This is a genomic window from Streptococcus sp. SC1, assembly GCF_030272855.1.
GTDB lineage: Bacteria > Bacillota > Bacilli > Lactobacillales > Streptococcaceae > Streptococcus.
Window position 1 is genome coordinate 196836 of the sequence record NZ_JAQCMU010000004.1, and the last position, 26506, is coordinate 223341.

Annotated in this window: 26 protein-coding genes and 1 pseudogene; 5 read left to right on the plus strand and 22 right to left on the minus strand. The window is 43.2% G+C overall.

The annotated features are described in order from the left end of the window. Position 1: 1 nt before the first annotated feature. Both PAN94_RS07555 and PAN94_RS07560 read right to left on the minus strand, forming a co-directional pair. Positions 2-529 carry a YqeG family HAD IIIA-type phosphatase gene (locus tag PAN94_RS07555; protein WP_187423856.1) on the minus strand — a complete coding sequence of 176 codons (528 nt, stop codon included), beginning with the start codon at positions 527-529 and terminating at the stop codon, positions 2-4. A 187-nt stretch (positions 530-716) separates the two neighbouring features. Beyond that, positions 717-1151: a hypothetical protein gene (locus PAN94_RS07560; RefSeq protein ID WP_285875346.1), complete on the minus strand. Its 435-nt coding sequence runs from the start codon at positions 1149-1151 to the stop codon at positions 717-719. A gap of 435 nt (positions 1152-1586) precedes the next feature. Here PAN94_RS07560 and PAN94_RS07565 point away from each other — a divergent pair, with 435 nt between their 5' ends. Beyond that, the gene (locus PAN94_RS07565) at positions 1587-2213 is read left to right on the plus strand and encodes a TVP38/TMEM64 family protein (protein WP_148888252.1); all 627 of its coding nucleotides are present in this window, start codon (positions 1587-1589) and stop codon (positions 2211-2213) included. A 203-nt stretch (positions 2214-2416) separates the two neighbouring features. Here the strand turns inward: PAN94_RS07565 and lytR are convergent, their stop codons facing one another. The 5 genes from lytR to PAN94_RS07590 all read right to left on the minus strand — a co-directional run bounded on the left by lytR (position 2417) and on the right by PAN94_RS07590 (position 6996). After that, positions 2417-3649: a glycopolymer--peptidoglycan transferase LytR gene (gene lytR / locus PAN94_RS07570; protein ID WP_285875348.1), complete on the minus strand. Its 1233-nt coding sequence runs from the start codon at positions 3647-3649 to the stop codon at positions 2417-2419. A 6-nt stretch (positions 3650-3655) separates the two neighbouring features. Next, positions 3656-4177 carry a GNAT family N-acetyltransferase gene (locus PAN94_RS07575; RefSeq protein ID WP_285875349.1) on the minus strand — a complete coding sequence of 174 codons (522 nt, stop codon included), beginning with the start codon at positions 4175-4177 and terminating at the stop codon, positions 3656-3658. Continuing rightward, the gene (gene tsaE, locus PAN94_RS07580; protein ID WP_125372032.1) at positions 4170-4610 is read right to left on the minus strand and encodes a tRNA (adenosine(37)-N6)-threonylcarbamoyltransferase complex ATPase subunit type 1 TsaE; all 441 of its coding nucleotides are present in this window, start codon (positions 4608-4610) and stop codon (positions 4170-4172) included. The genes PAN94_RS07575 and tsaE overlap by 8 nt, the downstream gene beginning before the upstream one ends. 197 nt (positions 4611-4807) lie before the next feature. Continuing rightward, positions 4808-6229, minus strand: coding sequence for an NCS2 family permease (locus tag PAN94_RS07585; protein WP_015605350.1), 1422 nt, complete (start codon positions 6227-6229; stop codon positions 4808-4810). A 164-nt stretch (positions 6230-6393) separates the two neighbouring features. Beyond that, complete coding sequence (locus PAN94_RS07590; protein WP_062123451.1) at positions 6394-6996, minus strand: DUF1361 domain-containing protein; 603 nt, start codon at positions 6994-6996, stop codon at positions 6394-6396. A 162-nt stretch (positions 6997-7158) separates the two neighbouring features. On the opposite strand from PAN94_RS07590, the gene PAN94_RS07595 reads away from it, so the two are divergent. Continuing rightward, complete coding sequence (locus tag PAN94_RS07595) at positions 7159-7971, plus strand: Cof-type HAD-IIB family hydrolase (RefSeq protein ID WP_285875351.1); 813 nt, start codon at positions 7159-7161, stop codon at positions 7969-7971. Between the two features lie 111 nt (positions 7972-8082). Here the strand turns inward: PAN94_RS07595 and PAN94_RS07600 are convergent, their stop codons facing one another. From PAN94_RS07600 to PAN94_RS07615, 4 genes are read right to left on the minus strand one after another with little or no spacing between them, the layout of a single operon-like run. Further along, positions 8083-8949 carry a cysteine ABC transporter substrate-binding protein gene (locus tag PAN94_RS07600; RefSeq protein ID WP_285875352.1) on the minus strand — a complete coding sequence of 289 codons (867 nt, stop codon included), beginning with the start codon at positions 8947-8949 and terminating at the stop codon, positions 8083-8085. A gap of 11 nt (positions 8950-8960) precedes the next feature. Further along, a complete protein-coding gene (locus PAN94_RS07605) occupies positions 8961-9719 on the minus strand; it encodes an amino acid ABC transporter ATP-binding protein (RefSeq protein ID WP_125382114.1) in 759 nt (252 codons plus the stop codon). Next, complete coding sequence (locus tag PAN94_RS07610) at positions 9720-10397, minus strand: amino acid ABC transporter permease (RefSeq protein ID WP_125382112.1); 678 nt, start codon at positions 10395-10397, stop codon at positions 9720-9722. Continuing rightward, positions 10357-11037 (minus strand): amino acid ABC transporter permease, encoded by a 681-nt coding sequence (locus PAN94_RS07615; protein WP_005592376.1) that lies wholly within the window; start codon positions 11035-11037, stop codon positions 10357-10359. The genes PAN94_RS07610 and PAN94_RS07615 overlap by 41 nt, the downstream gene beginning before the upstream one ends. A 216-nt stretch (positions 11038-11253) precedes the next feature. On the opposite strand from PAN94_RS07615, the gene lctO reads away from it, so the two are divergent. Continuing rightward, a complete protein-coding gene (lctO, locus tag PAN94_RS07620; protein ID WP_285875353.1) occupies positions 11254-12390 on the plus strand; it encodes an L-lactate oxidase in 1137 nt (378 codons plus the stop codon). A 171-nt stretch (positions 12391-12561) separates the two neighbouring features. On the opposite strand, the gene PAN94_RS07625 is transcribed toward lctO, so the two are convergent. The 11 genes and pseudogenes from PAN94_RS07625 to PAN94_RS09810 form a co-directional block, all read right to left on the minus strand. After that, positions 12562-12855 (minus strand): helix-turn-helix domain-containing protein, encoded by a 294-nt coding sequence (locus PAN94_RS07625; RefSeq protein WP_125388210.1) that lies wholly within the window; start codon positions 12853-12855, stop codon positions 12562-12564. Next, entirely contained in the window at positions 12845-13210 is a 366-nt protein-coding gene (locus PAN94_RS07630; protein ID WP_187422055.1) for a type II toxin-antitoxin system RelE/ParE family toxin, read from the minus strand. Before PAN94_RS07630 ends, PAN94_RS07625 begins: the two co-directional genes overlap by 11 nt. A gap of 156 nt (positions 13211-13366) precedes the next feature. Continuing rightward, on the minus strand, positions 13367-14581 hold the full coding sequence (locus tag PAN94_RS07635; protein ID WP_285875354.1) for an ATP-binding protein: 1215 nt from the start codon (positions 14579-14581) through the stop codon (positions 13367-13369). Next, positions 14559-15605, minus strand: a complete 1047-nt coding sequence (locus PAN94_RS07640; protein ID WP_285875355.1) for a hypothetical protein — start codon at positions 15603-15605, stop codon at positions 14559-14561. Before PAN94_RS07640 ends, PAN94_RS07635 begins: the two co-directional genes overlap by 23 nt. 89 nt (positions 15606-15694) lie before the next feature. Continuing rightward, positions 15695-15790: a hypothetical protein gene (locus PAN94_RS09840; RefSeq protein WP_502963016.1), complete on the minus strand. Its 96-nt coding sequence runs from the start codon at positions 15788-15790 to the stop codon at positions 15695-15697. Then, a pseudogene (locus PAN94_RS07645) lies at positions 15750-16490 on the minus strand (DUF6261 family protein); the annotation flags it as partial. The gene PAN94_RS09840 and the pseudogene PAN94_RS07645, both read right to left, overlap by 41 nt. Positions 16491-16998: 508 nt before the next feature. Next, complete coding sequence (locus PAN94_RS07650; protein WP_285875356.1) at positions 16999-17844, minus strand: aldo/keto reductase; 846 nt, start codon at positions 17842-17844, stop codon at positions 16999-17001. Positions 17845-17855: 11 nt separating this feature from the next. Further along, a complete protein-coding gene (locus PAN94_RS07655; RefSeq protein WP_125388213.1) occupies positions 17856-18044 on the minus strand; it encodes a hypothetical protein in 189 nt (62 codons plus the stop codon). A 218-nt stretch (positions 18045-18262) separates the two neighbouring features. Continuing rightward, entirely contained in the window at positions 18263-19429 is a 1167-nt protein-coding gene (gene nagA, locus PAN94_RS07660; protein WP_048763992.1) for an N-acetylglucosamine-6-phosphate deacetylase, read from the minus strand. Positions 19430-19726: 297 nt separating this feature from the next. Then, positions 19727-21358, minus strand: a complete 1632-nt coding sequence (locus PAN94_RS07665; RefSeq protein ID WP_285875357.1) for a Na/Pi cotransporter family protein — start codon at positions 21356-21358, stop codon at positions 19727-19729. A 395-nt stretch (positions 21359-21753) separates the two neighbouring features. Beyond that, positions 21754-22293 carry an LPXTG cell wall anchor domain-containing protein gene (locus PAN94_RS09810; protein WP_353048978.1) on the minus strand — a complete coding sequence of 180 codons (540 nt, stop codon included), beginning with the start codon at positions 22291-22293 and terminating at the stop codon, positions 21754-21756. Positions 22294-22393: 100 nt separating this feature from the next. Between PAN94_RS09810 and PAN94_RS09815 the strand changes: the two genes are divergently transcribed. Together PAN94_RS09815 and PAN94_RS09820 are read left to right on the plus strand one after the other, a co-directional pair. Further along, positions 22394-24028, plus strand: a complete 1635-nt coding sequence (locus tag PAN94_RS09815; RefSeq protein WP_353048980.1) for a coiled-coil domain-containing protein — start codon at positions 22394-22396, stop codon at positions 24026-24028. Then, positions 24006-26506 (plus strand): hypothetical protein (locus tag PAN94_RS09820; protein WP_353048981.1); only part of this gene is annotated, 2501 nt, incomplete at its 3' end. The genes PAN94_RS09815 and PAN94_RS09820, both read left to right, overlap by 23 nt.

The following is a 26506-nucleotide window of genomic DNA, read 5'->3' on the forward strand; positions in this document are numbered from 1 at the left end:
CTTAAATTCCTTTTTTGTATTGAATTGGGCCGTATTTTTCAGTGATTTTCTTGAGCACACGGCGTTCACGCGCCCGATTGATCTGGGTCTTGATAGAGTCATGCTCGACCAGCGGTTTGACCAAAATCGAACGAATCCCGGCCCGATGAGCAGCCCGAATATCCGTCATGAGCTGGTCCCCCACCATGACCACTTCATTTTTTTCAAAATGAAAAAGCTTGAGCGCCCGGTCAATGCCCCAAGTGAAGGGTTTCATGGCCCAGTAGATATAGTCAATTTCAAACTTTTCAACAGCCCGCTTGACCCGTTTTTGGTTATTATTGGACACCACGATAATCCGAATGCCAGCATCCCGCAAATCATGGAGCCACTTCTTCATCTCTGGGGTTCCATCAGGATTATTCCAAGCAATCAGGGTGTTATCCAAATCCACCAAAACCGCTTTGATCCCCTGTCTTTTCAAACTCTCTACTGTCAAATCGTAAACCGCCTCGACCGCAAAGTCGGGCATGTAATCTTCAATCGCCACATCTCTCTCCAAAAATCGTATTCGCACTATTATAGCATAAAATGGGCTTTTTGGCACCTATAACCCCATTTCTTCCAAGAGCCATTGGGAGATTCCCACTTCCTATTTCCCAAACAAATGAAAACAGCTCCCCAAGCGGGAAGCTTCATTTAAAATGGAACAAAAATCATGCTCATAAGACCTCTATCTATTTTTTTTCGCTCTCTAACTTTTTTTCATAAAGTTTTTGAAGTTTAGAAATAATACCGGTAGCACCCTCTGCTTCATCTTTTTTTATGTGAAGAACCTTAGAAAATTTCTGAAAATCCTTCTCCTCAATACCTGGTGCAATGCGAATATCAACAGATTGCCATTGACCATTTTTCTCTTCGTAGCCTACTAAAGCAACTAGAAATGCTGCTCCTATTGTCCGATCACCCGCCAAAGAGTTTGCCACATCTTCAAACAGACCATCATAATAAATAGGATTAGATACCGCAAATAATATAATATCTTCTCTCTTAAGCTCCCCATCAACACTAGCTAGGCGAATCTCATCTACATGCTTAAGTATCGGAAGAGCGTTTTCAGGTTTTACTGAAGCAATTCTTAAAGAATCGTTGTATGGAGAAGATGGATTCATAATTTTATCATAACTGTGGGCATACTCTGCAACCATACAAAAAAGGAAAATGAAACACAACGGAATACATGTAAGCGATAAAACGAGCTTTTTCTTTTGACCAAGGAGTTAAAGTAAATATAACTAGGAAAAATGGATAGAACTAACAAAATGACGAAAAAAACGCCAAATACTTTCTCAACATGACCGAAAGCAATCTCCCACAATTTTTGATGATATAAGTTTAGAAATTCTTCCACTATAACTCTCCTAACTCTTAGAATTTTTAGTGCAAGCACAATCGCTCTCCCTGATTTTTGAATGCTTATAGATTATTGCTCACCAGTCATATCATTATATCATCTTTCATACTTTTTAGCACCTATAGCTTCAAAGCTTACAAAAATGGCAAAAGATGCTATAGTAGATATAAGAATAATTCTCTTGGAGGTGCCTATGGCAAGCAAGGATCGAGAAATGAAAACTGTTTCTCCCTTTTTGCAAAAAATCATCAACTGGTCGTCCATCATCGGGGCTGTAGGTACAGTGGCCTTTTGCATCTGGGCCTACTATGCAGGAATCCTCCAGTCCAAGGAAACCTTGTCTGCCTTTATCAGACAAGCAGGCATCTGGGGGCCACCTCTGTTTATCTTCCTGCAAATCCTACAGACTGTCGTGCCCATTATCCCTGGTGCCTTGACCTCTGTTGCAGGCATCTTTATCTACGGGCATATTGTCGGCACCATCTACAACTATGTTGGTATTGTCATCGGCTGCGCCATCATCTTCTATCTGGCTCGCACCTATGGACCAGCCTTTGTTCAGTCCGTCGTCAGCAAGCGGACCTATGACAAGTATGTGGGCTGGCTGGATGAGGGCAATCGCTTTGAGCGTTTCTTTATCTTTATGATGATTTGGCCTATCAGCCCCGCTGATTTCCTCTGTATGCTAGCCGCCTTGACCAAGATGACCTTCAAAAAATATATGCTGATTATCGTTCTCTGCAAACCCATCACCCTCATCATCTACACTTACGGACTGACCTATATTATCGATTTCTTCTGGAAGTTGCTAACAAAATAAAACTCAAAAACATTAAAAATCGAGAGTGGGACAGAAATCGGTAATTCGTTAGAATTCGATTTCGTCGTCCCACCTCCGCACAGTTGAGTAGGGCTATAAAAGCTGATGTAATCAGCGTAATAGAGTCCACTCAACCACTGCGTCTTGCTCGACAATCCAAATACAATTGAGAGGCTAGGACTTTTGTCCCAGCCTCGATTTGTTTATTCTGAAGATGCTGATGTTGTGGGGTGATCTGCAGATGATGCTGACGGTGTCGGAGCTGGAGTAGATGCAGGCGCAGAACTTGCTGGCGGTTCACTGCTAGCACTTGGCTCAGGAGAGGTCGGTGTCGAACTACTATAGTTGGCACCTCCATAATTGCTCTCCGTTGGTTGATTGTAAATCGGCTGCTCATCATGCTGATAAGTTGTTGAAGAGCTAGAATTAGAAGAGCGCAAGCTCCGGCCTCCCATCAAGTCTTCATACAGTACGGCATTGGTTTTCAGAGTCTTAACTGAAGACAAGCCCAACGTTTTCCGAATCAAATTTTGCATTTCCAGTAAATGCTCAGACGTAACCAGCTGATAGCTACCGCCATCAGCCAAGGTAGCATCTTCCCCGCGCAATTGTTCAGACTGAATGCTTCTAAAGGCGTCTTTGTAGCCCAATAACTGAGGAATACTTCCCGCATCCAGCGCTACATTGGTCTGCATATTCTTGCTGACTGCTCGCAAAATAGCTTGATAATGACTGATACTATTAAGGCTGAGCACCTTCTCAACGACCTTTCGGATCACCTCACGCTGACGTTTCTGACGACCGTAATCCCCCTCTGGATCCTGGTAACGCATGCGGGCATAAACCAGAGCTTGGTCTCCGTTGATCAAATGCTTACCTGGCTCGACAGTTGCAGTATATTCCGGTTCATTTTCTTCGATGGAAATAGGGAAATCAAAAGTATTGTTGACTTCAATACCGCCAACTGCATCGACTAGCTGAACCAGTCCTTGCATATTAATCATCACATAACGGTCAATATGGATGTTCATCAATTTCTCAATGGTCGCAATGGCCAATTCTGCACCGCCATAAGCATAGGCAGCATTGAGTTTGGCTTCTGTCGTTTCGCCATTTTCATCGATTTGAGTCAGAATATCCCGCTCCAAACTCATCATGACCGTCTTTTTAGTCTGAGGATTGACAGATAGGAGGAGCATGGAGTCGCTATTTCCCTTCCAGGTATCAGACCGCGAGCCGCTTCCTGTATCTACCCCCATCAGTAAAATCGTCAAGGGCTTGGTTTCTGCAATAACGTTCGTCTCATTCCCAAAACCCTTGTAAGTATGGGACAAAGCGTCCGTTGACTGATTGTAAATAGTCCAAGCATAGCCTCCTACTCCAATAGCTGTGACAAGTAACAGGCTCAAAAACATTTGTACAATTTTTTTTAACATATTTCATCAATCTATCAGTTTTCCCATCAGGTAAACATCTAGAAATATCCCTTCTCTTAAATAGGCCCCTCTTTTTTGCAGGCCTTCGATTTCAAATCCTAATTCTTTATAGAGATGAACAGCTCGCTCATTTCTGACCTGGACAGTCAGTTCCAAACGGCGAAGACTACTTCCATTCTCTGCCCAGTCCACAGCTTCTTCTAGCAAGATACGACCGAGACCTTGATTCCAAAAGGCTTTTTTGACAACGATAAAGACTTGCCCAATGTGGCGAATCCGCTCATGAAAATCCGCTGTGATACTGACAATCCCAGCGATTTCATTATCAAGCAAGGCCAAGAGATAAAGCTGATTATCCGACTCAGCTTGACGCTGAATGAACTGACCCATCTGATCTTCATCCATCAAAATCCCAGCCTCATCCAAGGTCATGTAGTCTGACTCGGCTCCGACTTGATTTAAGAAGCGAATCAAGTCAGCGGCATCCGCCTTTTCGGCCTCCCGCAAGGCCAATTCAAACTCAGCCATGCAGTAATTCCTCCAGTAGTTCCTGAGAACGGCGTCCCTGACTTTCAAAGACTAACTCACGACCGTCGTCTTTCTTTAGAAGAGTCAGTTTCAGATAATCATCTGGTAAACTCTCACCTAGCAATTCTCCCCACTCGATGACCGTAACTCCCTCACCAAAGAGAAAATCATCCAAGTCAATCGAGTCTGGATCTTCACCAATCCGATAGACATCTAAATGATAAAGCGGCAAACGCCCTTCATACTCGCGAACAATGGTATAGGTCGGACTTTTGATCATCTGCTTGATGCCCAGACCTTGGGCCAAGCCCTTGGTAAAAGTCGTCTTACCCGCACCCAAGTCTCCTGTCAAAACCAAAACATCTTGCTCCTGAAGGAGGCTTCCGAGACGCTGGCCCCATTTGATTAATTCTTCCTCATTATGACTAAACATTCTTTTATTATACCAGAAGATTTGCGTTTGCGCTCAATTTTCTAATAGAGGAAGCAAAATGTTTGAAAAAAATTAGATAAGCTTTCGAAATCTTCTAATCAAAGCAGGTTACTCGCTTTTATTTAGAAGTAAACTAGAACATTTCCTAAATTTTTCCTACAAAAAAGAAGCTGGAAGATTCCAACTTCTTAGTGTTCTTAAGATAAAGCTAGGCTGATAAAATTAAGGATGAAAAGCAGATTTAAAATCCAAATCATTGGATGCACATCCTTAGCTTGACCTTTAATAACTTTCACAAGAGCATACATGATAAATCCTGCTGCAATCCCGTTCGTGATACTGTAAGTGAAGCCCATGAAGATAGAAGTAAAGAAAGCTGGGACAGCTTCTGCCATATCATCCCACTGGATATTTTTCAGACTGCCAAGCATCATGATCCCTACGACAATCAAAATTGGCGCAGTTGCTGCTGTTGGAACGATGGCCAACAGCGGGCTAAAGAAGCTAGATACCGCAAAGCAGACCGCTACAACCAAGGCTGTCAAACCAGTCCGTCCGCCAGCTCCGATACCAGCTGCAGACTCTACATAAGTAGTAACGTTAGATGTTCCGGCGATTGCACCGATAGTCGTACCGATTAAGTCTGAGTACAAAGCCTTGTCCAAACCTTCTGACTCATGGTTTTCACCAGAGCTTGCGACGATACCCACTTTTTCACCAGTTCCGATCAAGGTACCGATAGTATCAAAAATATCAGTCAGAGAGAAGGCTAGGATGGCCATAAATGTTTGAGGCAGACGAGCCGTATCAGCAAAGAGAGCTCCCAAACCTTCTGGACCAACTGCCACCCCGAACACTTGTCCAAGTTCTTTCAGAGCTGTTGACAGATTGTGCTGACCGAAGTCAATCGCAGACAGGTTTACTAAGCCAACAGCAATCGCTACGACTGTCGTTGTAAAGATAGATAAGATAATGCCGCCTTTGATACCCTTGATAACAAAGAAAACTGTAATCGCTAGGCCAAGCAAGGCAAGTAAAACTGCCGGATTATTGAAATCAACCAGTCCCGGAGTCGCAGCTGAGTTTGCTGTAATAGCAGCTTTGGCTTGGTCAGCTCCCTTACCGGCTACTACATAGTTGCCAGGATCGATCGAAAACTTCAACAGTCCGGCATTTTTAATCCCTACATAAGCTAGGAAGACACCGATACCAGCGGAAATAGCTGAACGAAGTGCTGATGGAATAGACTCGATAATAGCCTTCCGAATCTTAGTCAGGGTAATAAAGAGCGAGATCAGACCACAGATGAAGACCATGCCCAGAGCTTCTTGCCAAGTATAGCCCAGACTAAAGACAACCGTGAACGTAAAGAAAGCATTGAGACCCATCCCCGGCGCCTGTGCGTAAGGGAGGTTGGCATAAAAGGCCATCATAAGTGTTCCAGCAACGGAACCGATGATCGTAGCCAGAAAGACACCTTGAGCTGGCATACCCGTTTGCGACAGCATGGCTGGATTGACAAAGAGGATATAGCTCATAGCAAAGAAAGTTGTTAACCCAGCGAGAACTTCCGTACGAACATCCGTACCGTGCTCTTTGAGTTTAAATAATTTATCCATTATAGATAATCTCCTAAATTGTTTTATGGCAACTGATTAAAAGAGAACTCCTGATTTTCTTTAAAACAGTGCTGCTTATTCGTTATTTACGAACAATACTATGATTATACTCAAAAACATTCACTTTTTCAAGTCCATTGCTCCAAAAATTACTTTAAAGTGTCTTATTTTTTATTCTCTCTGCTTAAAAAGAGCAAAGTCATGATTTGGATAAAGGTAAATCCAAGGATAAATACCAGACGATCCTTCTGAAAGGTCTCCAGTAGCTTTTGGACAACTAGCTGGGGCCGCGTCACCAGATCCCAGGAGTTGAGGCGGTCATAACGGCCGATATAAATGGCTAGACTCGACAGATAAGACAGAGCCGCAACTGCAAGCATATCCAACCACCAAGTCCACTTCCAGCGCTCACGCAAAATATTCCAGCTTTCAATCCCGCAGTAAATGCCAAATAAAATGCTCGGCACAAAAGCCATAAATAGGCGCATGCTAACAGGGTTCCACAGAGTATCTCCCACCCAAGTCATGTGCACCAAGTCTGTCAGCATATAAAAAGTATTAGGATAAAAGGCCAGCCAAACCACCAACAAAAGTGGATAAAGCCATTTCTGCTTCTTAGATATCGTCGTTAAGACAGCAGCGTCATAGGCAATTAAGGCCAGAATCATATTCCAGATCAGGTCTGGTCCCTGAACCGTAATCCCCTGAATATACACAACAAATGCAATTAGTATGAAAAAAATGTGAATGAAAATTGGTTTACGCATACAAGATCCTCCCCTTACTTTAACTCTCTTCGCTCATAGACTGTTAGCAGACATCTTTCGTCTTAGCTATTGAGGAAACATTATACCACAACTTGTGTCATTTTTTCTTAATTCTGTTATAATAGATTTACTATACTGATTGATACTGTACGAGGAATAAGAATGACGAATAAAGTAATTGCTGTAGATTTGGACGGAACCTTGCTCAATTCTGAGAGTAAGATTTCTGATTTTACCAAAGAAACCATCAAAAAAATATCGGCTAAAGGACACAAGGTCATCATCACAACCGGCCGTCCTTACCGCATGGCTCTGGATTTCTATAAAGAGTTAGAGCTGAATACTCCCATGATAAATTTCAACGGCTCTTTGACCCATATTCCTGAAAAAAAGTGGGAATTTGAGCAATCCTTGACAGTAGACAAAGCCTTTTTGCTAGATATGGTCCAACGAAAAGAGGAGATCGAAGCCGACTTTATCGCTGGTGAATACCGTAAGAAATTCTACATCACCAATACAAACGAAGAAATCGCAGATCCCAAGCTCTTTGGCATTGATAATTTCAAGCCAGAAAATCAATTTCAGGCGCAGCTGGTCACTAAAAATCCAAATGCTATTTTGCTACAAACACATGCCACAGACAAATACGCTCTGGCTGAAGAGATGAATGCTTTTTACCAGCATGAACTCTCCATCAATACCTGGGGCGGTCCGCTCAATATCCTTGAGTGCGGTCCTAAAGGTGTCAACAAGGCCTTCGCCCTCCAGTACCTGCTCAATATCCTCAATGCCGATCGCAAAGACTTGATCGCTTTTGGTGACGAGCACAATGATACCGAAATGCTAGAATTTGCGGGAACAGGCTATGCCATGAAAAATGCCAGCGAAACCCTGCTGTCCTATGCTGACCGACAGCTTGAACTCACCAACGACCAAGACGGTGTAGCCCACAAGCTGACTGAGCTCTACTTGTAAAAATCAAAACAAACATAATTTGAACCGCACCTCAACTGCTAGACTCTTTCTGTCTAACTGTTGAGATGCGGTTCATTTTTTAAGGCTGATTTTTCTACTTGACCAACGCTTCTATTCTACTTTTCCACCTTCAACAACGAGGTCATCTGCTTTTGCAGCATCACCGTAGGTTGGGTGAAGAGTCCTTTCATAAGCCTTATGGAAGAAGTTTTCCTTGCCCAATTTTTCAATGTCTTTATTGATGAAATCAAGCAACTCTTTGTTTCCTTTTTGGACTGCTGGTGCGATGGTATCTGGGTCACCGAGAGAAGTAATTCCTACTTCATATCCTTTATTTTCAAGAGCCCAAGCTAGAACTTCAGTATTGTCAGTCGAGAAGGCATCTCCACGTCCATCCAAAAGAGCTTGGTAGGCGTCACTGTATTGGTCGTATTTTTGAAGCTTAACTTCTGGATGATTTTTCTCAAAGTATGTTTCAGCGGTGGTTCCTTTGGTTACAATCAAGGTCTTGCCTTCAAGCTGTTTAACATCTGTGATGACACCTTTCTTAGGAGACACAACACCCAGTGAAACCTTCATGTATGGAAGGGCAAAGTCAACTTGTTTCTTACGTTCGTCAGTGACGGTAAAGTTAGCAAGGGTGATGTCCACCTTGTTAGAAATCAAGTATTCCGCACGGTTGGCAGCATCAACAGACACGTATTTTGCCTTAACACCGAGGTCTTTAGCCAGCTGATTTCCCAGTTCGATGTCATAACCTTGGTAAGAACCGTCGTTGTCTACATAACCAAAAGGTTTTTTGTCTCCAAATACAGCAATTCGAAGTTCACCACTTTTTTTGATTTCCTCAATAGTGCGAGCTTTAGCAGTAGTTTTGCCAGATGAAGAAGTAGCATTTCCGCCTGAACCACAAGCTGTAACAAAGATAAGGGCAAAGGCAAGTGCAAAAAGAGTTAAAAGTGGTTTGAGTAGTTTCATAAGAATCTCCTTTATAAATATGAGCCAAATTGGCTAAAGTCAAAAACGTTTAAAAATTCCTGTGCTCGTTTGGTTTGTGGATTGGTAAAGAAGGACTGAGCCGTTCCTTCCTCAGCAATCTTCCCTTGGTCGAGGAAGATAATCCGGTCCGCAATGGCTTGGGCAAACTGCATTTCGTGGGTCACCAAGATCATGGTGCGACCTTCTTGAGCTAGGTCGTTGATGAGTTCAAGGACCTCACGCACCATTTCGGGGTCCAGAGAAGCTGTCACTTCGTCAAAAAGGATAATTTCTGGATGCATGAGCAGGGCACGGACAATGGCAACCCGTTGCTTCTGTCCACCAGATAATTGGCGAGCGAAACTGTGTTTTTTATCGAGCAATCCGACGCGTTCCAGTAATTGCAGGGCTTCTTCCGTCACCTCTTTCTTATCCCGTCCTTGTGCCTTGACAGGACCTAGGATAAGGTTCTGCAGAACGTCCAGATGGGGAAAGAGTTCATAACTTTGAAAGACCATGCCAATCTTTTGACGAACCAAGTGAAAGTCTTTCTGGTTTCCAATAATGGACTGGCCATCCAGAAGAATATCTCCACCCTGAATGGTTTCCAAGCCATTGAGGCAGCGAAGGAGGGTGCTTTTCCCACAACCAGATGGTCCTAGAATAACCACTACTTCTCCTTTTTTGATTTCTAGGGAAAGTCCTTGGAGGATGGGATTGTCTCCGAAGGATTTTTTTAGATCCTTGATTTCTAATATGGTATCAGACATTTAGTTCCTCCAGTGTTTTTCTAAGTGAGTGGATAGCTTGGAAATAGGGAAGCAAACTGCGAAATACAGAACCAGTATGGTGCCGTAAATCCAAAAGGAGGCGGTTGGAATGGTCAAACGATTGCTATCGATGATTTGCTGCCCTACTTTTGTGACTTCAACAACCCCAATCAAAACAACTAGAGAAGTCGTTTTAATCATCCGAGTGACCAAGTTGATGGCCTGCGGAAGCAGTCTTCTCAAGACCTGCGGGATGATGATGTGGTAGTAAAGTTGGAAATTCGTTAAGCCCAGCGCCTGTCCGCTTTCAAACTGATGTTTGGGAAGGGAAGTGATGGCTCCACGAACCAAATCTCCCATCTCAGCCGTTCCCCAGAGGGTAAAAACGATAACAGCAGAAGTCTCTCCAGAAATGTTGATATTAAAATTTCGGGCTAAACCGAAATAAACAATGAAGAGTAGAACCAGCTGAGGCATGATACGGATAAATTCCAGATATAAGCGTGTTAAAAAACGAATAACTCTGGAATGGGAGGTCATGATGATTCCCATGACCGTACCGAAAATCATGGATAAGAGGACAGAGAGGATGGAAATCCCAATCGTGACTCCCAATCCCTGTAAGATTCGCAAGAGATTATTTCCCTGAAAGAGTACTTGTATTCCCGAATCCTGCATGGCGGAGCCTCCTTTCTATCCAACTAAAAAGCAATGATATAGGCAGGAGCATGATAAGATAGGCCACTACCAACATAGCCAGTGCAATATCTGTCTCATAGTAAAGCCCAATCAAGTCCTTGGCAACGTACATGAGGTCGGCTAGAGCAACCGCAGAGAAGACAGAGGTTTCCTTGATCAAGAAAATCACATTAGCACTGAAGGACGGCAGAGCCACTGCTGTGGCTTGTGGCAAGACCACGTAGCGAAAAACCTGAACGGGTGTCAGACCGATTGCTAAGCCAATCTCATGCTGGGTTTGACTAACTGCTTCTAGCCCGCTTCGGAAAGATTCTGCCATATAGGAGCCTCCCAAAAAGATGAGGCCTAGAGTTGCGCAGACTTCTGAGGAAAGGACAATCCCAATCCGAGGAAGCCCGAAATAGAGAAAGAAGAGTTGAATCAAAAGAGGCGTATTTCGCGACAATTCAATATAAGCTGTGGCTAGCTGTGCCAAAACAGGGATGCGATAATGTCGGATGATACTAACAAGTAAACCAACTAGAAAAGCTCCCAAAATGCCCCAAACTGCGATATGTAGGGTTAGAAAAAATGCCTTTTGATATAATGGTAGATATTGTTCAACAATGGACCAATCCAAAAAGAGAACCTCCCATCTAGGAATAATACAGCTATTGTAGCACTAAAAGGCATGTTTGGATAATATGTATTTTCTATCACAATGATAGAAAATATTTATCATATTTATTAGACTCTGAAACTTCCAGACAAATTTTTTGAAAATGATATGAAAAAGAGTTAAGATGTTCCTGTAAATCAAAAAGTAAACGTTTACTTTTATCAAGGAGGACATTTTATGTCATACAAAACAAGCAATGCTGAAGGCCCTGTGGATTTTATTAACACATATGATCTGGAGCCCATGGCGCAGCAAGTCATTCCTAAAGCTGCTTTTGGCTACATCGCGAGTGGAGCTGAGGACACGTTCACTTTACGCGAGAACATTCGAGCTTTTAATCATAAACTCATTGTTCCTCATACACTCTGTGATGTGGAAAATCCAAGCACTGAGATTGAATTTGCAGGCGAAAAACTGTCTTCACCGATTATCATGGCGCCTGTTGCAGCCCATAAATTAGCAAATGAGCAAGGGGAAGTGGCTACTGCGCGTGGTGTACATGAGTTTGGCTCTCTTTATACAACCAGCTCCTACTCCACAGTTGATCTTCCAGAAATTTCTCAAGCCCTCCAAGGAACACCGCACTGGTTCCAATTTTACTTCAGCAAAGATGACGGGATTAACCGCCATATCATGGATCGTGTCAAGGCAGAAGGCTACACAGCCATTGTCTTAACTGCGGATGCGACTGTAGGGGGCAATCGTGAAGTTGATAGGCGCAATGGTTTTGTTTTCCCAGTTGGCATGCCTATCGTTGAAGAATACTTACCCGAAGGTGCTGGTAAGTCCATGGACTTTGTCTACAAATCAGCTAAACAACGCCTGTCTCCACGAGATGTAGAATTTATCGCTGAATACTCAGGACTTCCTGTCTATGTCAAAGGTCCTCAATGCCGTGAAGATGTCGAACGTTCCCTTGCCGCAGGTGCTTCTGGAATCTGGGTAACCAACCACGGTGGCCGCCAAATCGACGGTGGACCAGCTGCCTTTGACTCGCTCCAAGAAGTCGCTGAAGCAGTAGATAAACGGGTACCGATTGTCTTTGACTCTGGTATTCGTCGTGGCCAACACGTCTTTAAAGCCTTGGCTTCAGGAGCAGACTTAGTAGCCATTGGTCGCCCTGTGATCTATGGTTTGGCCCTTGGTGGTAGCATCGGTGTGCGTCAAGTCTTTGAACACTTGAATGCAGAATTGAAGACTGTCATGCAACTATCTGGAACTCAAACCATTGAAGATATCAAACACTTCAAACTACGTCACAACCCATACAACCCAACCTTCCCAGTTGACCCTCGTGATTTGAAATTGTATTGATAAATAAAACAGATTGCAATAAAAAAAGCACACCTCAAAAGTTAGACAGAAAATCTAACGATTGGGGTGTGCTTTTTATCAGAGTGCGTCTAAGCTGGCTCTATGGCAGGAATTGGTCAAAGCCTCTGGTAAGTTTGATTTGTTTCTCTAATATATATTTCTTATTTTCTATTAAGCCTTTTCTTGCTCTAGTGGGACGACGACTAGGGTCTTGCCAAGGCTTGCTAATACTTTCAATACCGTATCCAATTGAGGGTTGGTCTTTCCTGTCTCCATTCGAGCGATGACAGGTTGACTGACCCCACTGAGTTCTTCAAGCTTCTTTTGGCTAATACCCTTTTCATGTCTGGCCTCGATCAGCTCTGTCATAATCGCTACCCGCAGATCACTTTCTAGGATTTCTTCCTTGGTGAAAAGCTCTGCCCTCACTTCTTTCCAATTACTACCAATAGCACTATTCTTCATCTTTTAGCCCTCTTTCTTTCAAATCTTGCAACTCTCGTTTGGCCTTCTCAATCTCCCGTCTGGGAGTCTTTTGCGTCTTTTTAACAAAATGATGCAGTAAGACAAAGCTTCCATCTATCCAAGCCACAAACAAAATCCGATCCCGTAAGGGTCTTAACTCCCAAATCTCTGCCTCTAGATGCTTGATGTAGGGCTCACCGGCACGAGTTCCCTGTTGACTCAAGAGCTCGATATAGTCATTGAGCTTATTGAGTTTGATCCGGCTATCCTTGCTGTTGCGACTAGCCAGCTCCTTCATATAGTCCAAAACTGGTTGATTCCCATGTTTATCTTTATAAAAATAAATAGTGTGCACAAAGCATCCTCTTTTCGAATTTATTATAACTCAAAAGCTATCGAAAGTAAATACTTTTAAGTTATCAAATACTGATAAGTCCCCTTAGAAATATTCAAAAGGGACTCATTTATATAATTCGAAAATAGCGCCCTTATTGGTGCCAATGAGGACAATTCATTTACCCTTGGTATATAACTGTTTTTCCCTTAATTCACCTAATAATTTTTTTACCACTTTGGTTACTGCTATTTCTTCTTTGTCCCATTTACTTCGTTCCTCATCACCATCATAGTTATAACCCAAACAAATCTTCTCACTCTCTTTCGCTATTTTCATAATAATATTATCTTTATTCTCTTCAATATATACTTCAATAGATTTTCTTTCATCATCGCTATAAAAAACAGGAATTAAGCTTAAATGTCGTCTCCATGCATCACCATCCTGCTCAAGTAGTTCCTTCAACAAATACATTAGCTTAATTTCGATAGAATCATGCAAATAGTAGTAATAAGTAGAATTTAATTTTATATCTTCAAATCCGTTGGAAAATTTTAAAAAATTAAACTGTGGTTGAACAGAAAAACCTCTATGCTCATCAATATAATGTGAAGTAAACTCTAATAAGATTGTTTGATGGTATCTTAGACGTAAAATTTGCCAAGAACTTCTTGCGTTAGGATGAATAAGTGCATAAACTGGTGTTCTTAATGCATAGTTTTGTGGATCATCAATTAAATCAATAGTAAATTCTGGAAAAGGATCATAGTACCATGAAATACTTTCATATGAGCTCTTCATCTTCACCCAATTCTCTGTATCATCAATATATGTGATAACTCTCTCTTTCGGAAATGGTATTATACCCAATCTAAACTTAAAAAGTTTTTCAATGTCATCTATATTAGCCTGACTATCAATAGCAGTATTTTTTGCTCCCTTTCTTACATATATGTGATTTTCATTCACTTTATTATACCTTTTAGTCAAATAAAAGGGAACTTTATTAGACTTTCTAACTACAAGAACTTCTAAATTACCATTATTAATACTTCTTAACTCAACTGACGGCACACAATCTCCAGCCCAAGATAAATTTTGCAAAAAATCTTGATAGCTTTCCTGAGTCCATTTTTTAGTAAATTGTTTTACACCTGTAATCTCTACTGGATGATCACTAATTCCCATTATAATGTATGCATCATGATTACTCATATTGTTTGCCATACAAATAATATCATGGAGAAGGTCTCCTTTTTTCTTGTTCTTATCCTTTTCGCTTTGACCTTCATAGAAATATGGTTTTTCTTTAAAATCCCAATATTCCCCTTCAGTTTCTTGATAAAAAAACTCTCTCACAATATCTTCAATGTATTGATTCGTCAGCATAAAATCTCCTTTTACTTTTTGAAATTCTAGAAATCCCTTTTCTTCTCAAATTTTTTATCCTAGCTTTTTTACTATTTCTAGTTTTTAATACATATAGTTGCTCAAAAAACGAGTAAGCTAAAATAGCCTTCTGAACCATTAAATAATTCACATTTTTTTCATCAACCAAACCATGCATAAAGAGATTTCTATTTAATGGGAGTGTTTCTTCATCATATTCTTCGTCTAAGTTCTCAAATCTCTTGAAGAGGTTTATCTCCCTAAAACCTTTATCATGATATTCAGAAATATAAGCAATATGAGAAATTAACTCTTTCAGGTACTCATCATGATTCAAAGAATCCATAAAATTTCTAAACGATTCATGAGAAACTTTAATTTCAGATTTCTTTTTCTCTTGTTTTTGTAGTTGGAGTTTAGCAAGTACATTTTCAATTCTTTCACAACAAAACATAACCATTGTTTTATACATTTTTAGCTGCTCAAGATTTTGTAATTGTTCCATCTCTTTAAAAGTTTTAAGAGATTTAGGAACAAAATCATAGACTGTTCTACCATATTTTTCTTCCCATAATAATAGATATTCCGTCAGTACAATATTTGCTTCTTTTTGGTTTTCTATTTCATATGGTTCCATTTCATCAATGAATAATAACGGAGGATAAATATCATAGTGCAAGAATTGCGCTATTTTTCTTTTATCAAGCTCCTCTAAATCTTTTTTATATTTTTCAAAATCAATCGAAGAAAAAGTATCTATTAACGATTTAAAAGTATAGGAATAGGACTCTTTTATCTTATTAAGCACTGAAAGCATTGGACTTAAATCTATTTTTTGTATCTCTATTTGAGATAATATTTTTAAAGATGCCCCAGCAATTGATCTCATCTTATCAGAAATATCTATATTGATTTTTTGCAAGTTTACTCTAACTTCTTCTAAACTTGAAGGCTTTGAGTCTATTTCTATAGTTACTCCCTCTGATTCCTTTGTATTCTTTTCTTCACTATTACAATCTATCATATATCTTTCCCTCACTGAAATTTATAGATAAAATAAATTAATACTTCTTATTTTCAATGAATTACTAACTAAATTATACCACGAAAGCACTAAAAATCCCCCCTCAGAATCTTCCTTCTAAGGGGGTCTTCTTTATGCTGATTTCTCTCCCGCTTCTTCCGCTTTTGTTTTCTTATTTGTACCAACCAAACGGCGCTTGCTGTCTCGGATCGTATTGAGGTCTTTGAGAAGTTTGGTCAAGTGAGCTTTCTCTGGATAGGCTTCTGCGACGGCTGCTGTGTAGCGCACAAAGAGGTCGTAGGTACGGGAGATTTCGTTGCGTAACTGTTTGGTTTTACCGACTTCCTTGGCTGACTTGGCTGCACGCGCTTCTGCTTCTCCTTTATCATAGTCCGCTTGGGCCGCTATCACAGCCGTCAGCATAGGGAGAAGGCCTAGACTCGTCACAGCTCCCTGATAGGGCTCTTCCTGCAATGTTTTAAGCAGACTCTTAATCTCAGCCGTTGCGACAGCATTGGTGCGCTTGGTGATATCCTTATATTTTTTAAAGACTGGAAGCAGAACTTCGTAGGCTTCTTTCAAGTCCCTGTCTTTGATTTTAGCAAAGCCCTTATGCAAGGTAAACAGACCAACCAGAGCGTTATCTCGCTCCTTGTCTAGTTCTACGAGACTCATAGAATCTTTCTTTTCCACATTGGCCAATTGAGCCTGAAACTGCTCTAGCTTGCTATGAAAGCCCTCTAGGTGCTTGCTGTACATATCCTCATCTCTATAGGAACTCGTAAAAATCGTGAGTACCTGATAGGAATCAACCATTAGACTCTCAAACTCACGGTGAGTCAGATTGCTATAAGACAAGGGGCGAATGGTGTAAGTAGTGTTCATCATAAAATCTCTCCAATATTTTTGATAAAGCAAGTATAGCATGTAGAGATGAAACTTGGGGTCTCCTGACCTAAAATGTCGTTTTTTATCCCTGAAAGGGGCATTTTTATCAAAAACGGAGTCTCTTGCCAGCTCCTCTTCTTCCCTTTTAAAAGAAAAGACACAAAATCGCCACTCATCTGGCACTTGTTTTTGACGACAAATGACCGAGGGGCGATCGATTTTATAAATAAAAGAGAAAAGGGCGTTCGAGGCCTAGATTGCCATGAATTTATAGGAAAAGTGACTAGCTGAGGTCTAAGTTGCCATGATTCTATAGGAAAAATAGCCAGCCGAGGCCTAGGTTACCATGATTCTATAGGGAAAGTAGCTAGCCGAGACCTAGATTGTCACGAAACTATAGGAAAAGTGACCGGCCGAGGCCTAGGTCACTACAAAACGTCATTAAATACTAATAACTAGTACAGAGAGTAGCTTGATTTCAACTCAGCTGATACCTATCAGGCGCTTAAAAATCCACTCCATCTGGATTAGGGGCTCCGCCTTCCAAACCGCTGATATTTTTAAGAATTTCTAGGTCAGCTGGACTCAGTTCGATGTCAAAGCAGTCCAGATTGCTAGCAATCCGACTTGGAGTGACTGATTTAGGTAGGGGTAGGAAGCCTTCCTGTAAGCTCCAAGCTAGAGCAATTTGGGCAATGGTCTTGCCATACTTATCTGCTATCGCCTGCACAGCTGGATTTTGGAAGAGTTCGCCCTGACCAAATGGTCCCCAAGCTTCAAGTAGGATATCATGGGCACGGCAGAAGTCCACCGCCTCTGTCTGATAGACACCTGGCGCTAGGCGGATTTGATTGACAGCCGGAATGATGCGCGCTGTTTCCAACAGAGGCTCTAGGTGGTGAGGCAGGAAATTGCTGACGCCGATCGCTCGGATCTTACCAGCTTGGTAGAGGTCTTCCATGGCCCGCCAAACTTCTGCATTGCGCTTTTGCCAAGCTCCATCTTCTCGTAAAGGCTTAGGATTTGGCCAGTGGATAAGGTAGAGATCCAGATAATCCAACCTCAACCGCTCCATAGAGCTGTCAAAGTCTTCCATGGCCTCTTCATAAGTATGCTTGCTATTCCAGAGCTTGGTGGTGACGAAGAGCTCTTCACGCGGAATGCCGCTGTCTTTAATTGCCCGACCGACACTCTCCTCATTCTTATAGATAGCTGCTGTATCAATGTGGCGATAGCCAGCCTTAAGGGCGGCCAAGACTGACTGATAAGCCTCTTCTCCGTCCTGAGCCTTCCAAGTACCAAAGCCCAAAACTGGGATCTTGACGCCATTGTTAAGGGTATAATTTTTCATATCTGTTCTCCTTATTTTTTCTTTCTTTTGGACAATTTTGGCTTAAAGATATTTTCCTTGGTTGGGGCCATGCCTCGGCTGAAAAAGCTGTAAATGATAAAGGCCAGCCCAGCAATAAATATCAAGAAACGATGCAATAGCAATCCAAAGAAGAGGAACACCAAGCCCATTCCCATAAATTTATAATCAATCTTTTTCATCCTGTCCTCCTCGTCTGTGATAACCCTATTATAACATCTTCTCTTTCATTGAGAAAGCCTTATCATTTTTTAAAGGGCCTATCTCAGAAAGTTTTTTTCACGCTCTGCATTTCCTGATTCTCACCAGCCACTCTAGGAAGTCCTACATCAAAAGCATGTAGCTCCACATTAAAAAGGACAGGTTACCCCATCCTTTCTAAAAATATAAGGAGACTCAATTAAAGAATACTGGAGGCAGCTTCAAAGCGTTTTTCGCCATCCAGATAAGTAGCAACCAGCTCCAAATCCTTGTCCAGAACGATAAAGTCGGCATCATAGCCTTCCTTGATCTGGCCACAGACATCGTCAATGTGGACGGATTTTGCTGGGATGAGACTGGCCATCATGACTGCTTGGTGAGGATTTGCGATGCCCCACTCAACCACATTTTTCAGGCCATCCTTGAGCTGCAGGATAGATCCTGCTAAGTTGCCAGTCGATTTGAGACGAGCTGTGCCATTGGCTACCACCACTGGAAATTCTCCCAGCATATAGTCGCCGTCTTCCAGCCCACCTGCAGTCATACAGTCTGTGATGAGGGCTACATGTTCATGACCCTTTTGCTTGAGCAAAATATCACAGGCCTTGGGATCCACGTGGTGACCATCACAAATCAGCTCCGCATAAGTGTGGGGCAGCTCGTACATAGCCCCAACCATACCTAGCTCACGGTGGGTCAGGCCTCGCATACCATTGTAGGCATGCACCCAGACACTAGCACCTGCTTCGACCGCAGTCTTGGCTTCATCATAGGTTGCGTTAGAATGCCCCAAAGCAACTGTCACACCTTCATCAGTGATGGTGCGGACAAATTCTTCCACGCCCTCACGCTCAGGTGCCAAAGCAATCTTATTAAGCAGACCATTAGCTGCCTTTTGCCAAGCACGAAATTCATCCATACGAGGATCCTTCATGTAGGCTGGGTTTTGGGCACCCTTGTACTTTTCGGTGAAGTAAGGCCCTTCAAAGTAGAGACCGCGAATCTTGGCACCACTTGCTTCTTGATAGCGAGCACCAATATTTTCCGTCACAGCTAGGAGTTGCTCGTAAGATGATGTCAGCGTAGTCGGCAAGAAACTAGTCACCCCAGTCGTCAAAAGCCCTTCACTCATGGTATGGAGGGTACCTTCGATGTTATTGTCCATGACATCGACCCCACCAAAACCATGGATATGGGTATCCACCAGACCTGGTGCGACAGAGTAGCCTGTATAATCCACCACTTCTGCATCCGCAGGGACTTCCTCTACTAATTTTCCAAATTTTCCATCAATCACTTCCAAAAATCCACCTTTGCGAATTCCTTGAGGATAGAAGAACTGATCGGCTTTGATATATTTAGGCATCTGACTGCCTCCCTTGTTCTATTTCTATTGACTCTATTATAACGCTTTCTATTTTATTTGTAAATGGTCTATACCTCTTTTTTAGAAAAATTTATTATATTATTTAAATCAAGAAAAGAGAGTGGAACAAAAATCGGTGATTCGTTAGAATTCGATTTCGTCGTCCCACCTCCGCACAGTTGAGTAAGGCTGTAAAAGCTGATGAAATCAGCCTAGTAGAGCCCACTCAACCACTGCGTCTTGCTCGACAATCCAAAGACAATTGAGAGGCTAGGACTTTTGTCCCAGCCTCCTGTTTTAAATTTGTTCCATCTGTACTTTCTCAGCCAAATTCATGGCGTGGTCAGCAACTCTAGTATAGTGGGAAATAATATCGATGAAGTTGACCCCAGCCTGAGGCGTACATTCTCCCTTGTTGAGACGGGCAATGTGGGTCTTGCGCAGGCTGCGTTCTAGCTTGTCAATAGCTGCATGCTTGGCTTCTAAAGTGTTGGCCAATTCCACATTATTTGTTTCCACAGAAGTCAAAGCTTCTTTGATAAAGTCCAAGGTCAATTGATAAATGTTTTCCAACTCTGCTAAGGCAGCTGGTGAGAATTCCACCTTCTTGCGGTGCAAGTAGTCTGTCAAATTCAACAAAGCTTCTGAGTGGTCACCGATTCTCTCCAAATCACGACTAGAGTCCAGAATGCTGGTCAAGACTTCACTCTCTTTTGGATTGAGCTGCTGACCAGATAGGACAATCAGGTAGCGCGTCAATTCATCATCAATAGCATTGATGGCTTCCTCTGTCTTATGACCCTTTTCGGCAGATTTTTCTTCGTAGTTCACGATATAATCATAGGCCAATTCGAAAGATTTAGCAGCGTAGCCACCTAAGTGAAGGAGTTCCTTTTTGGCATTCCCCAAAGCCAGTGATGGGGCTTGGTCAATCAAAATCGTATCTAGGTAGAGGGATTCGTATTTAACGGTTTCATCCTCACCCGGAATCAGCTTAGTAACCAAATAAGCTAGGAGGCCGATAAAAGGAAACTGGATAATGGTATTGGTAATATTAAAAGTTCCGTGGGCAAAGGCAATGGTCATTTCTGGTGACAAGTGCAAGGCTGTCTCAAACCACTGAATCAGCGATGTAAAAGGCAACAAGAAAATCATGCAGATGATTGTCCCCAACACGTTAAAGGCCACATGGGCTCCAGCAACACGCTTGGCTGCGATATTAGCGCCCAAGGAAGCAATGATTGCTGTAATCGTCGTTCCGATATTGTCACCAAAGAGGACAGGCAAGGCTCCATGCAAATCAATGAGATTACTGGCATAGAGATTTTGTAGAATACCAATAGTCGCTGATGATGCCTGGATGAGCAAGGTCAAACCTGTTCCGACAAAGACACCTAAGACTGGATTTTTACTCAGCTGAACCATGTAGTCGCGAAAGACTTGCAGATCTTTAAGCGGCTCCATGGCTCCACTCATGAGATTGAGGGCAAAAAAGATCCCGCCAACACCAAAGAAGATACGCCCAATATTGTTAACAGAGCGATTTTTTGTGAAAAAGAGGCAGACCGCACCAATAAAGAGCAAGGGCAGGGCATAATCACCCAACTTAAAACCAATGATGAAGGAAGTCACGGTCGTACCAATATTGGCCCCCATGACAATCCCGATAGCCTGACGCAGGGTCAACAGCCCCGCACTAACCAGACCAACTGTGATCACTGTCACACCTGAACTAGACTGGATCAGGGCTGTCATCCCAATTCCAACTAGCACACCTAAAAAAGGATTGCTCGTGTATTTATCAATGAAATAGCGCAGTCGGTCTCCCGCTGCCTGCTGCAAGCCGTCACCCATCATACGAATACTGTATAGGAACAGCCCTAAGCCTCCTAAAAAGCTAAATATAATTTCTTGCCAATTAATGGACATTTCTTTTCCTCCGAAAAATAAATAGCGGATAATCTCCTATACTATTTTAAAACATCCAGCCTAATCTCACAAGCCTTTTCTAAAAAAGAATTGAATTATTTTTGCTCATTTTGAAACTTTTATTTTCTTCACACCCAAGAGCAAACTAGAGCAAGCGACAAGGCCCTCTCACTACAAGAAAAGACAAGTAGACAGAACTAAATTTCAATATTTTAGCTTGGTTCACCGCTTTCTAGTCTCAGGCTTAAAACATCTAAATTGCCCAGTTTATCGTTTGTCTCAGCACAACTCACATTCTATACGTGCAAAAAGCAAAAACCCCAGATAGCCATAGGCTATCTGGGATTTGCTTTCCATCACTAAAATGCTGGTATCATTTTAGCTGGGGTTTAAGATTAGTCTTCCAAATTCACATCAGATGTTGATTCTTTCTTCTTTTTGTTCTTAAGAAAGGCTGATGCTAACGTTGCTATTCCTAATCCAAGAGCTGCTAATGGATTATTGGCAGTTCCTGTATTTGGTAAAGCTTTAGTATTTGGAGTAACCTTAACTTTTTCTGGTTGTGCAGGCTGTGGCTTAGGTGCTTGAGAGTGATTTGTAACACTAGATACAGATGCACTTTCAGACAGACTAGTAGAGATGCTCGCGCTATCACTCAGTGACACACTTGCAGATGTGCTCAATGAAACAGAGACACTCATGCTCAAGTAGGCACTTGCTGAAAGTGAATCGTCGGCGATAGCATGACTGGCACTGATTGATCCTGAAATGCTTGCACTTGTACTCAATGAAGTAGAGATAGACTGACTATCACTTACAGAAGCTGAAGTACTTGCACTTACAGATGCGAGGTAGCTTGGCAGGTTAAACTCTGGCTTAGACTCGCTGGTTGGATCACCCTTACTGTAGCTGAATGAGTTTGACTCTTGTGACACACTTGTACTCAAGCTGCTTGAAAGGCTATCGCTAAGTGATGTAGAGGTACTTACACTTACGCTTGCTGAATCTGACGCACTGAGTGAAGCCGATACACTAGTGCTGAAGCTTGCGCTTGCTGATAGAGATTCGCTTACGCTCAGTGATGCCAAATCATTTTCACTTGCCAAAGCAGACGCGCTAGTGCTCAATGATACTGAAGTGCTCTCGCTTGTTGAGACTGATTGGCTCAAGCTTACTGATGCTGAAGTGCTTGTGCTTGCTGAATCTGAGGCACTGAGGCTCGTACTCAAACTTGTACTTACTGAATCTGAAGCGCTAATTGAGGTACTGAGACTTGTGCTCAAGCTGGTGCTTGCTGAATCTGAGGCACTGAGACTTGTGCTCAAACTTGTACTTGCTGAATCTGAAGCGCTAATTGATGCACTGAGGCTTGTGCTCAGGCTTGTGCTGGCTGAATCTGAAGCACTAATTGAGGCACTGAGGCTGGTACTCAAGCTGGTGCTTGTTGACTCTGAGGCACTAATTGAGGCACTGAGGCTGGTACTCAAACTTGTACTTACTGAATCTGAGGCACTAATTGAGGCACTGAGGCTCGTGCTCAGGCTTGTGCTTGCTGAGTCTGAGGCACTGATTGATGCACTGAGGCTCGTGCTCAAACTTGTGCTGGCTGAATCTGATGCGCTAAGTGAGGCACTGAGGCTTGTGCTCAAACTTGTACTTGTTGAATCTGAGGCACTAATTGAGGCACTGAGGCTAGTGCTCAAACTTGTACTTGTTGAATCTGAGGCACTAATTGAGGCACTGAGGCTAGTGCTCAAACTTGTACTTACTGAATCTGACGCACTAATTGAGGCACTGAGGCTTGTGCTCAAGCTGGTGCTTGCTGAGTCTGAGGCACTGATTGAGGCACTGAGGCTTGTGCTCAAACTTGTACTTACTGAATCTGAGGCACTAATTGATGCACTGAGGCTTGTGCTCAAGCTGGTGCTTGCTGAGTCTGAGGCACTGATTGATGCACTGAGGCTTGTGCTCAAGCTTGTGCTGGCTGAATCTGACGCACTAAGCGATGCACTGAGGCTTGTGCTCAGGCTCGTGCTTGCTGAATCTGAGGCACTGATTGATGCACTTAGACTTGTGCTCAAACTTGTACTTGCTGAATCTGAAGTACTAATTGAAGCACTGAGGCTCGTGCTCAGGCTCGTGCTTGCTGAATCTGAGGCACTAATTGAAGCACTGAGGCTCGTGCTCAGGCTCGTGCTTGCTGAATCTGAGGCGCTGAGTGAGGCACTGAGGCTTGTACTCAAGCTGGTGCTTGCTGAATCTGAAGCGCTAATTGAGGCACTGAGGCTAGTGCTCAAGCTGGTGCTTGCTGAATCTGAAGCACTAATTGAGGCACTGAGGCTTGTACTCAAGCTGGTGCTTGCTGAATCTGAGGCACTGAGTGAGGCACTGAGGCTTGTACTCAGGCTCGTGCTTGCTGAATCTGAAGCGCTAATTGAGGCACTGAGGCTCGTGCTCAAACTTGTACTTGCTGAATCTGAAGCACTAATTGAAGCACTAAGGCTCGTGCTCAGGCTCGTGCTTGCTGAATCTGAAGCGCTAATTGAGGCACTGAGGCTCGTGCTCAAGCTGGTGCTTGCTGAATCTGAAGCACTAATTGAGGCACTGAGGCTAGTACTCAAGCTGGTGCTTGCTGAATCTGAGGCACTTGCACTTGTTGAAACTGATTGACTCAAGCTCAACGATGCTGATTCACTTATTGAAACGGATTGACTCAAGCTCAACGATGCTGAAGCACTGGCACTTACTGAGACAGACTGGCTCAAGCTCAATGAGCTTGAAGCTGATTCACTTGTTGAGACTGATTGACTCAAGCTTACTGATGCTGAGGCACTTGCACTTGTTGAAACTGATTGACTCAAGCTCAATGACGCTGAAGCAGACTCGCTTGCTGATACAGACTGGCTTGCGCTCAATGAGGTTGAAGCAGACTCGCTTGCTGAGACTGACTGGCTCAAGCTCAACGAAGCTGAGGCACTTGCGCTTACTGAGACAGACTGACTTGTGCTCAATGACGCTGAAGCAGACTCGCTTGTTGAAACTGACTGGCTCAAGCTCAGTGACGCTGAAGCTGATTCACTTGTTGAAACTGATTGGCTCAAGCTCAATGATGCTGAAGCACTTGTACTTGCTGAGACAGACTGGCTGGTGCTCAATGAGGTTGAAGCACTTGCACTTGCTGAGACAGACTGACTTGTGCTCAATGAAGTTGAAGCTGATTCACTTGCTGAGACAGACTGGCTGGTGCTCAATGAGGTTGAAACAGATTCACTTGTTGAAACGGACTGGCTTGCGCTCAATGAGGTTGAAACAGATTCACTTGTTGAAACGGACTGGCTTGCGCTCAATGACGCTGAAGCTGACTCGCTTGTTGAAACTGATTGACTCAAGCTCAACGATGCTGAGGCTGACTCGCTTGTTGAAACTGACTGGCTCAGGCTTACTGATGCTGAGGCGCTTGTGCTTGTTGAAACTGACTGACTCAAGCTCAACGATGCTGAGGCACTTGCACTTGTTGAAACTGATTGGCTCAGGCTTACTGATGCTGAAGCACTGGCACTTACTGAGACAGACTGGCTGGTGCTCAATGAAGTTGAAGCTGATTCACTTGCTGATACAGACTGGCTGGTGCTCAATGAGGTTGAAACAGATTCACTTGTTGAAACGGACTGGCTTGCGCTCAATGACGCTGAAGCTGACTCGCTTGTTGAAACTGATTGACTCAAGCTCAACGATGCTGAGGCTGACTCGCTTGTTGAAACTGACTGGCTCAGGCTTACTGATGCTGAGGCGCTTGTGCTTGTTGAAACTGACTGACTCAAGCTCAACGATGCTGAGGCACTTGCACTTGTTGAAACTGATTGGCTCAGGCTTACTGATGCTGAGGCACTTGCACTTGTTGAAACGGATTGGCTCAAGCTTACTGATGCTGAAGTGCTTGTGCTTGCTGATACAGACTGGCTCAAGCTCAACGAAGCTGAAGCACTTGCACTTGCTGAAACTGACTGACTCAAGCTCAACGAAGCTGAAGCGCTCGCACTTGTTGAAACCGACTGGCTTGCGCTCAATGACGCTGAAGCAGACTCGCTTGTTGAAACGGATTGGCTCAGGCTCAATGATGCTGAAGTGCTTGTGCTTGCTGAGACTGACTGGCTCAGGCTTACTGATGCTGAAGCACTGGCACTTACTGAGACTGACTGGCTCAAGCTCAAGGACGCTGAGGCACTTGTGCTTACTGAGACAGACTGACTGGTGCTCATTGAGGTTGAAGCTGATTCACTTGCTGATACAGACTGACTCAAGCTCAACAAAGCTGAAGCAGACTCGCTTGTTGAAACTGACTGGCTCAGGCTTACTGATGCTGAAGCACTGGCACTTGCTGAGACTGACTGGCTCAAGCTCAACGAAGCTGAAGCACTGGCACTTACTGAAACGGACTGGCTGGTGCTCAATGAGGTTGAAGCACTGGCACTTGCTGAGACAGACTGGCTCAAGCTCAAGGACGCTGAGGCACTTGCGCTTGTTGAAACAGATTGACTCAAGCTTACTGATGCTGAAGTGCTTGTGCTTGCTGAGACTGACTGGCTCAGGCTTACTGATGCTGAAGCGCTCGTGCTCAATGAAATTGACTGGCTCAGACTTACTGATGCTGAAGCTGATTCACTTGTTGAAACTGATTGGCTCAGGCTTACTGATGCTGAAGCTGATTCACTTGTTGAAACTGATTGGCTCAAGCTCAATGATGCTGAAGCACTTGTACTTGCTGAGACAGACTGGCTGGTGCTCAATGAGGTTGAAACAGATTCACTTGTTGAAACGGACTGGCTTGCGCTCAATGACGCTGAAGCTGACTCGCTTGTTGAAACTGACTGACTCAAGCTCAATGATGCTGAGGCACTTGCACTTGTTGAAACGGATTGGCTCAAGCTTACTGATGCTGAAGCACTTGTGCTTGTTGAGACAGACTGGCTTGCGCTCAACGAAGCTGAAGCGCTCGCACTTGTTGAAACGGATTGGCTCAAGCTTACTGATGCTGAAGCACTTGCGCTTGTTGAGACAGATTGGCTGCCACTCAACGAAGCTGAGGCTGATTCACTTGTTGAAACTGATTGACTCAAGCTCAACGAAGCTGAGGCACTTGCACTTGCT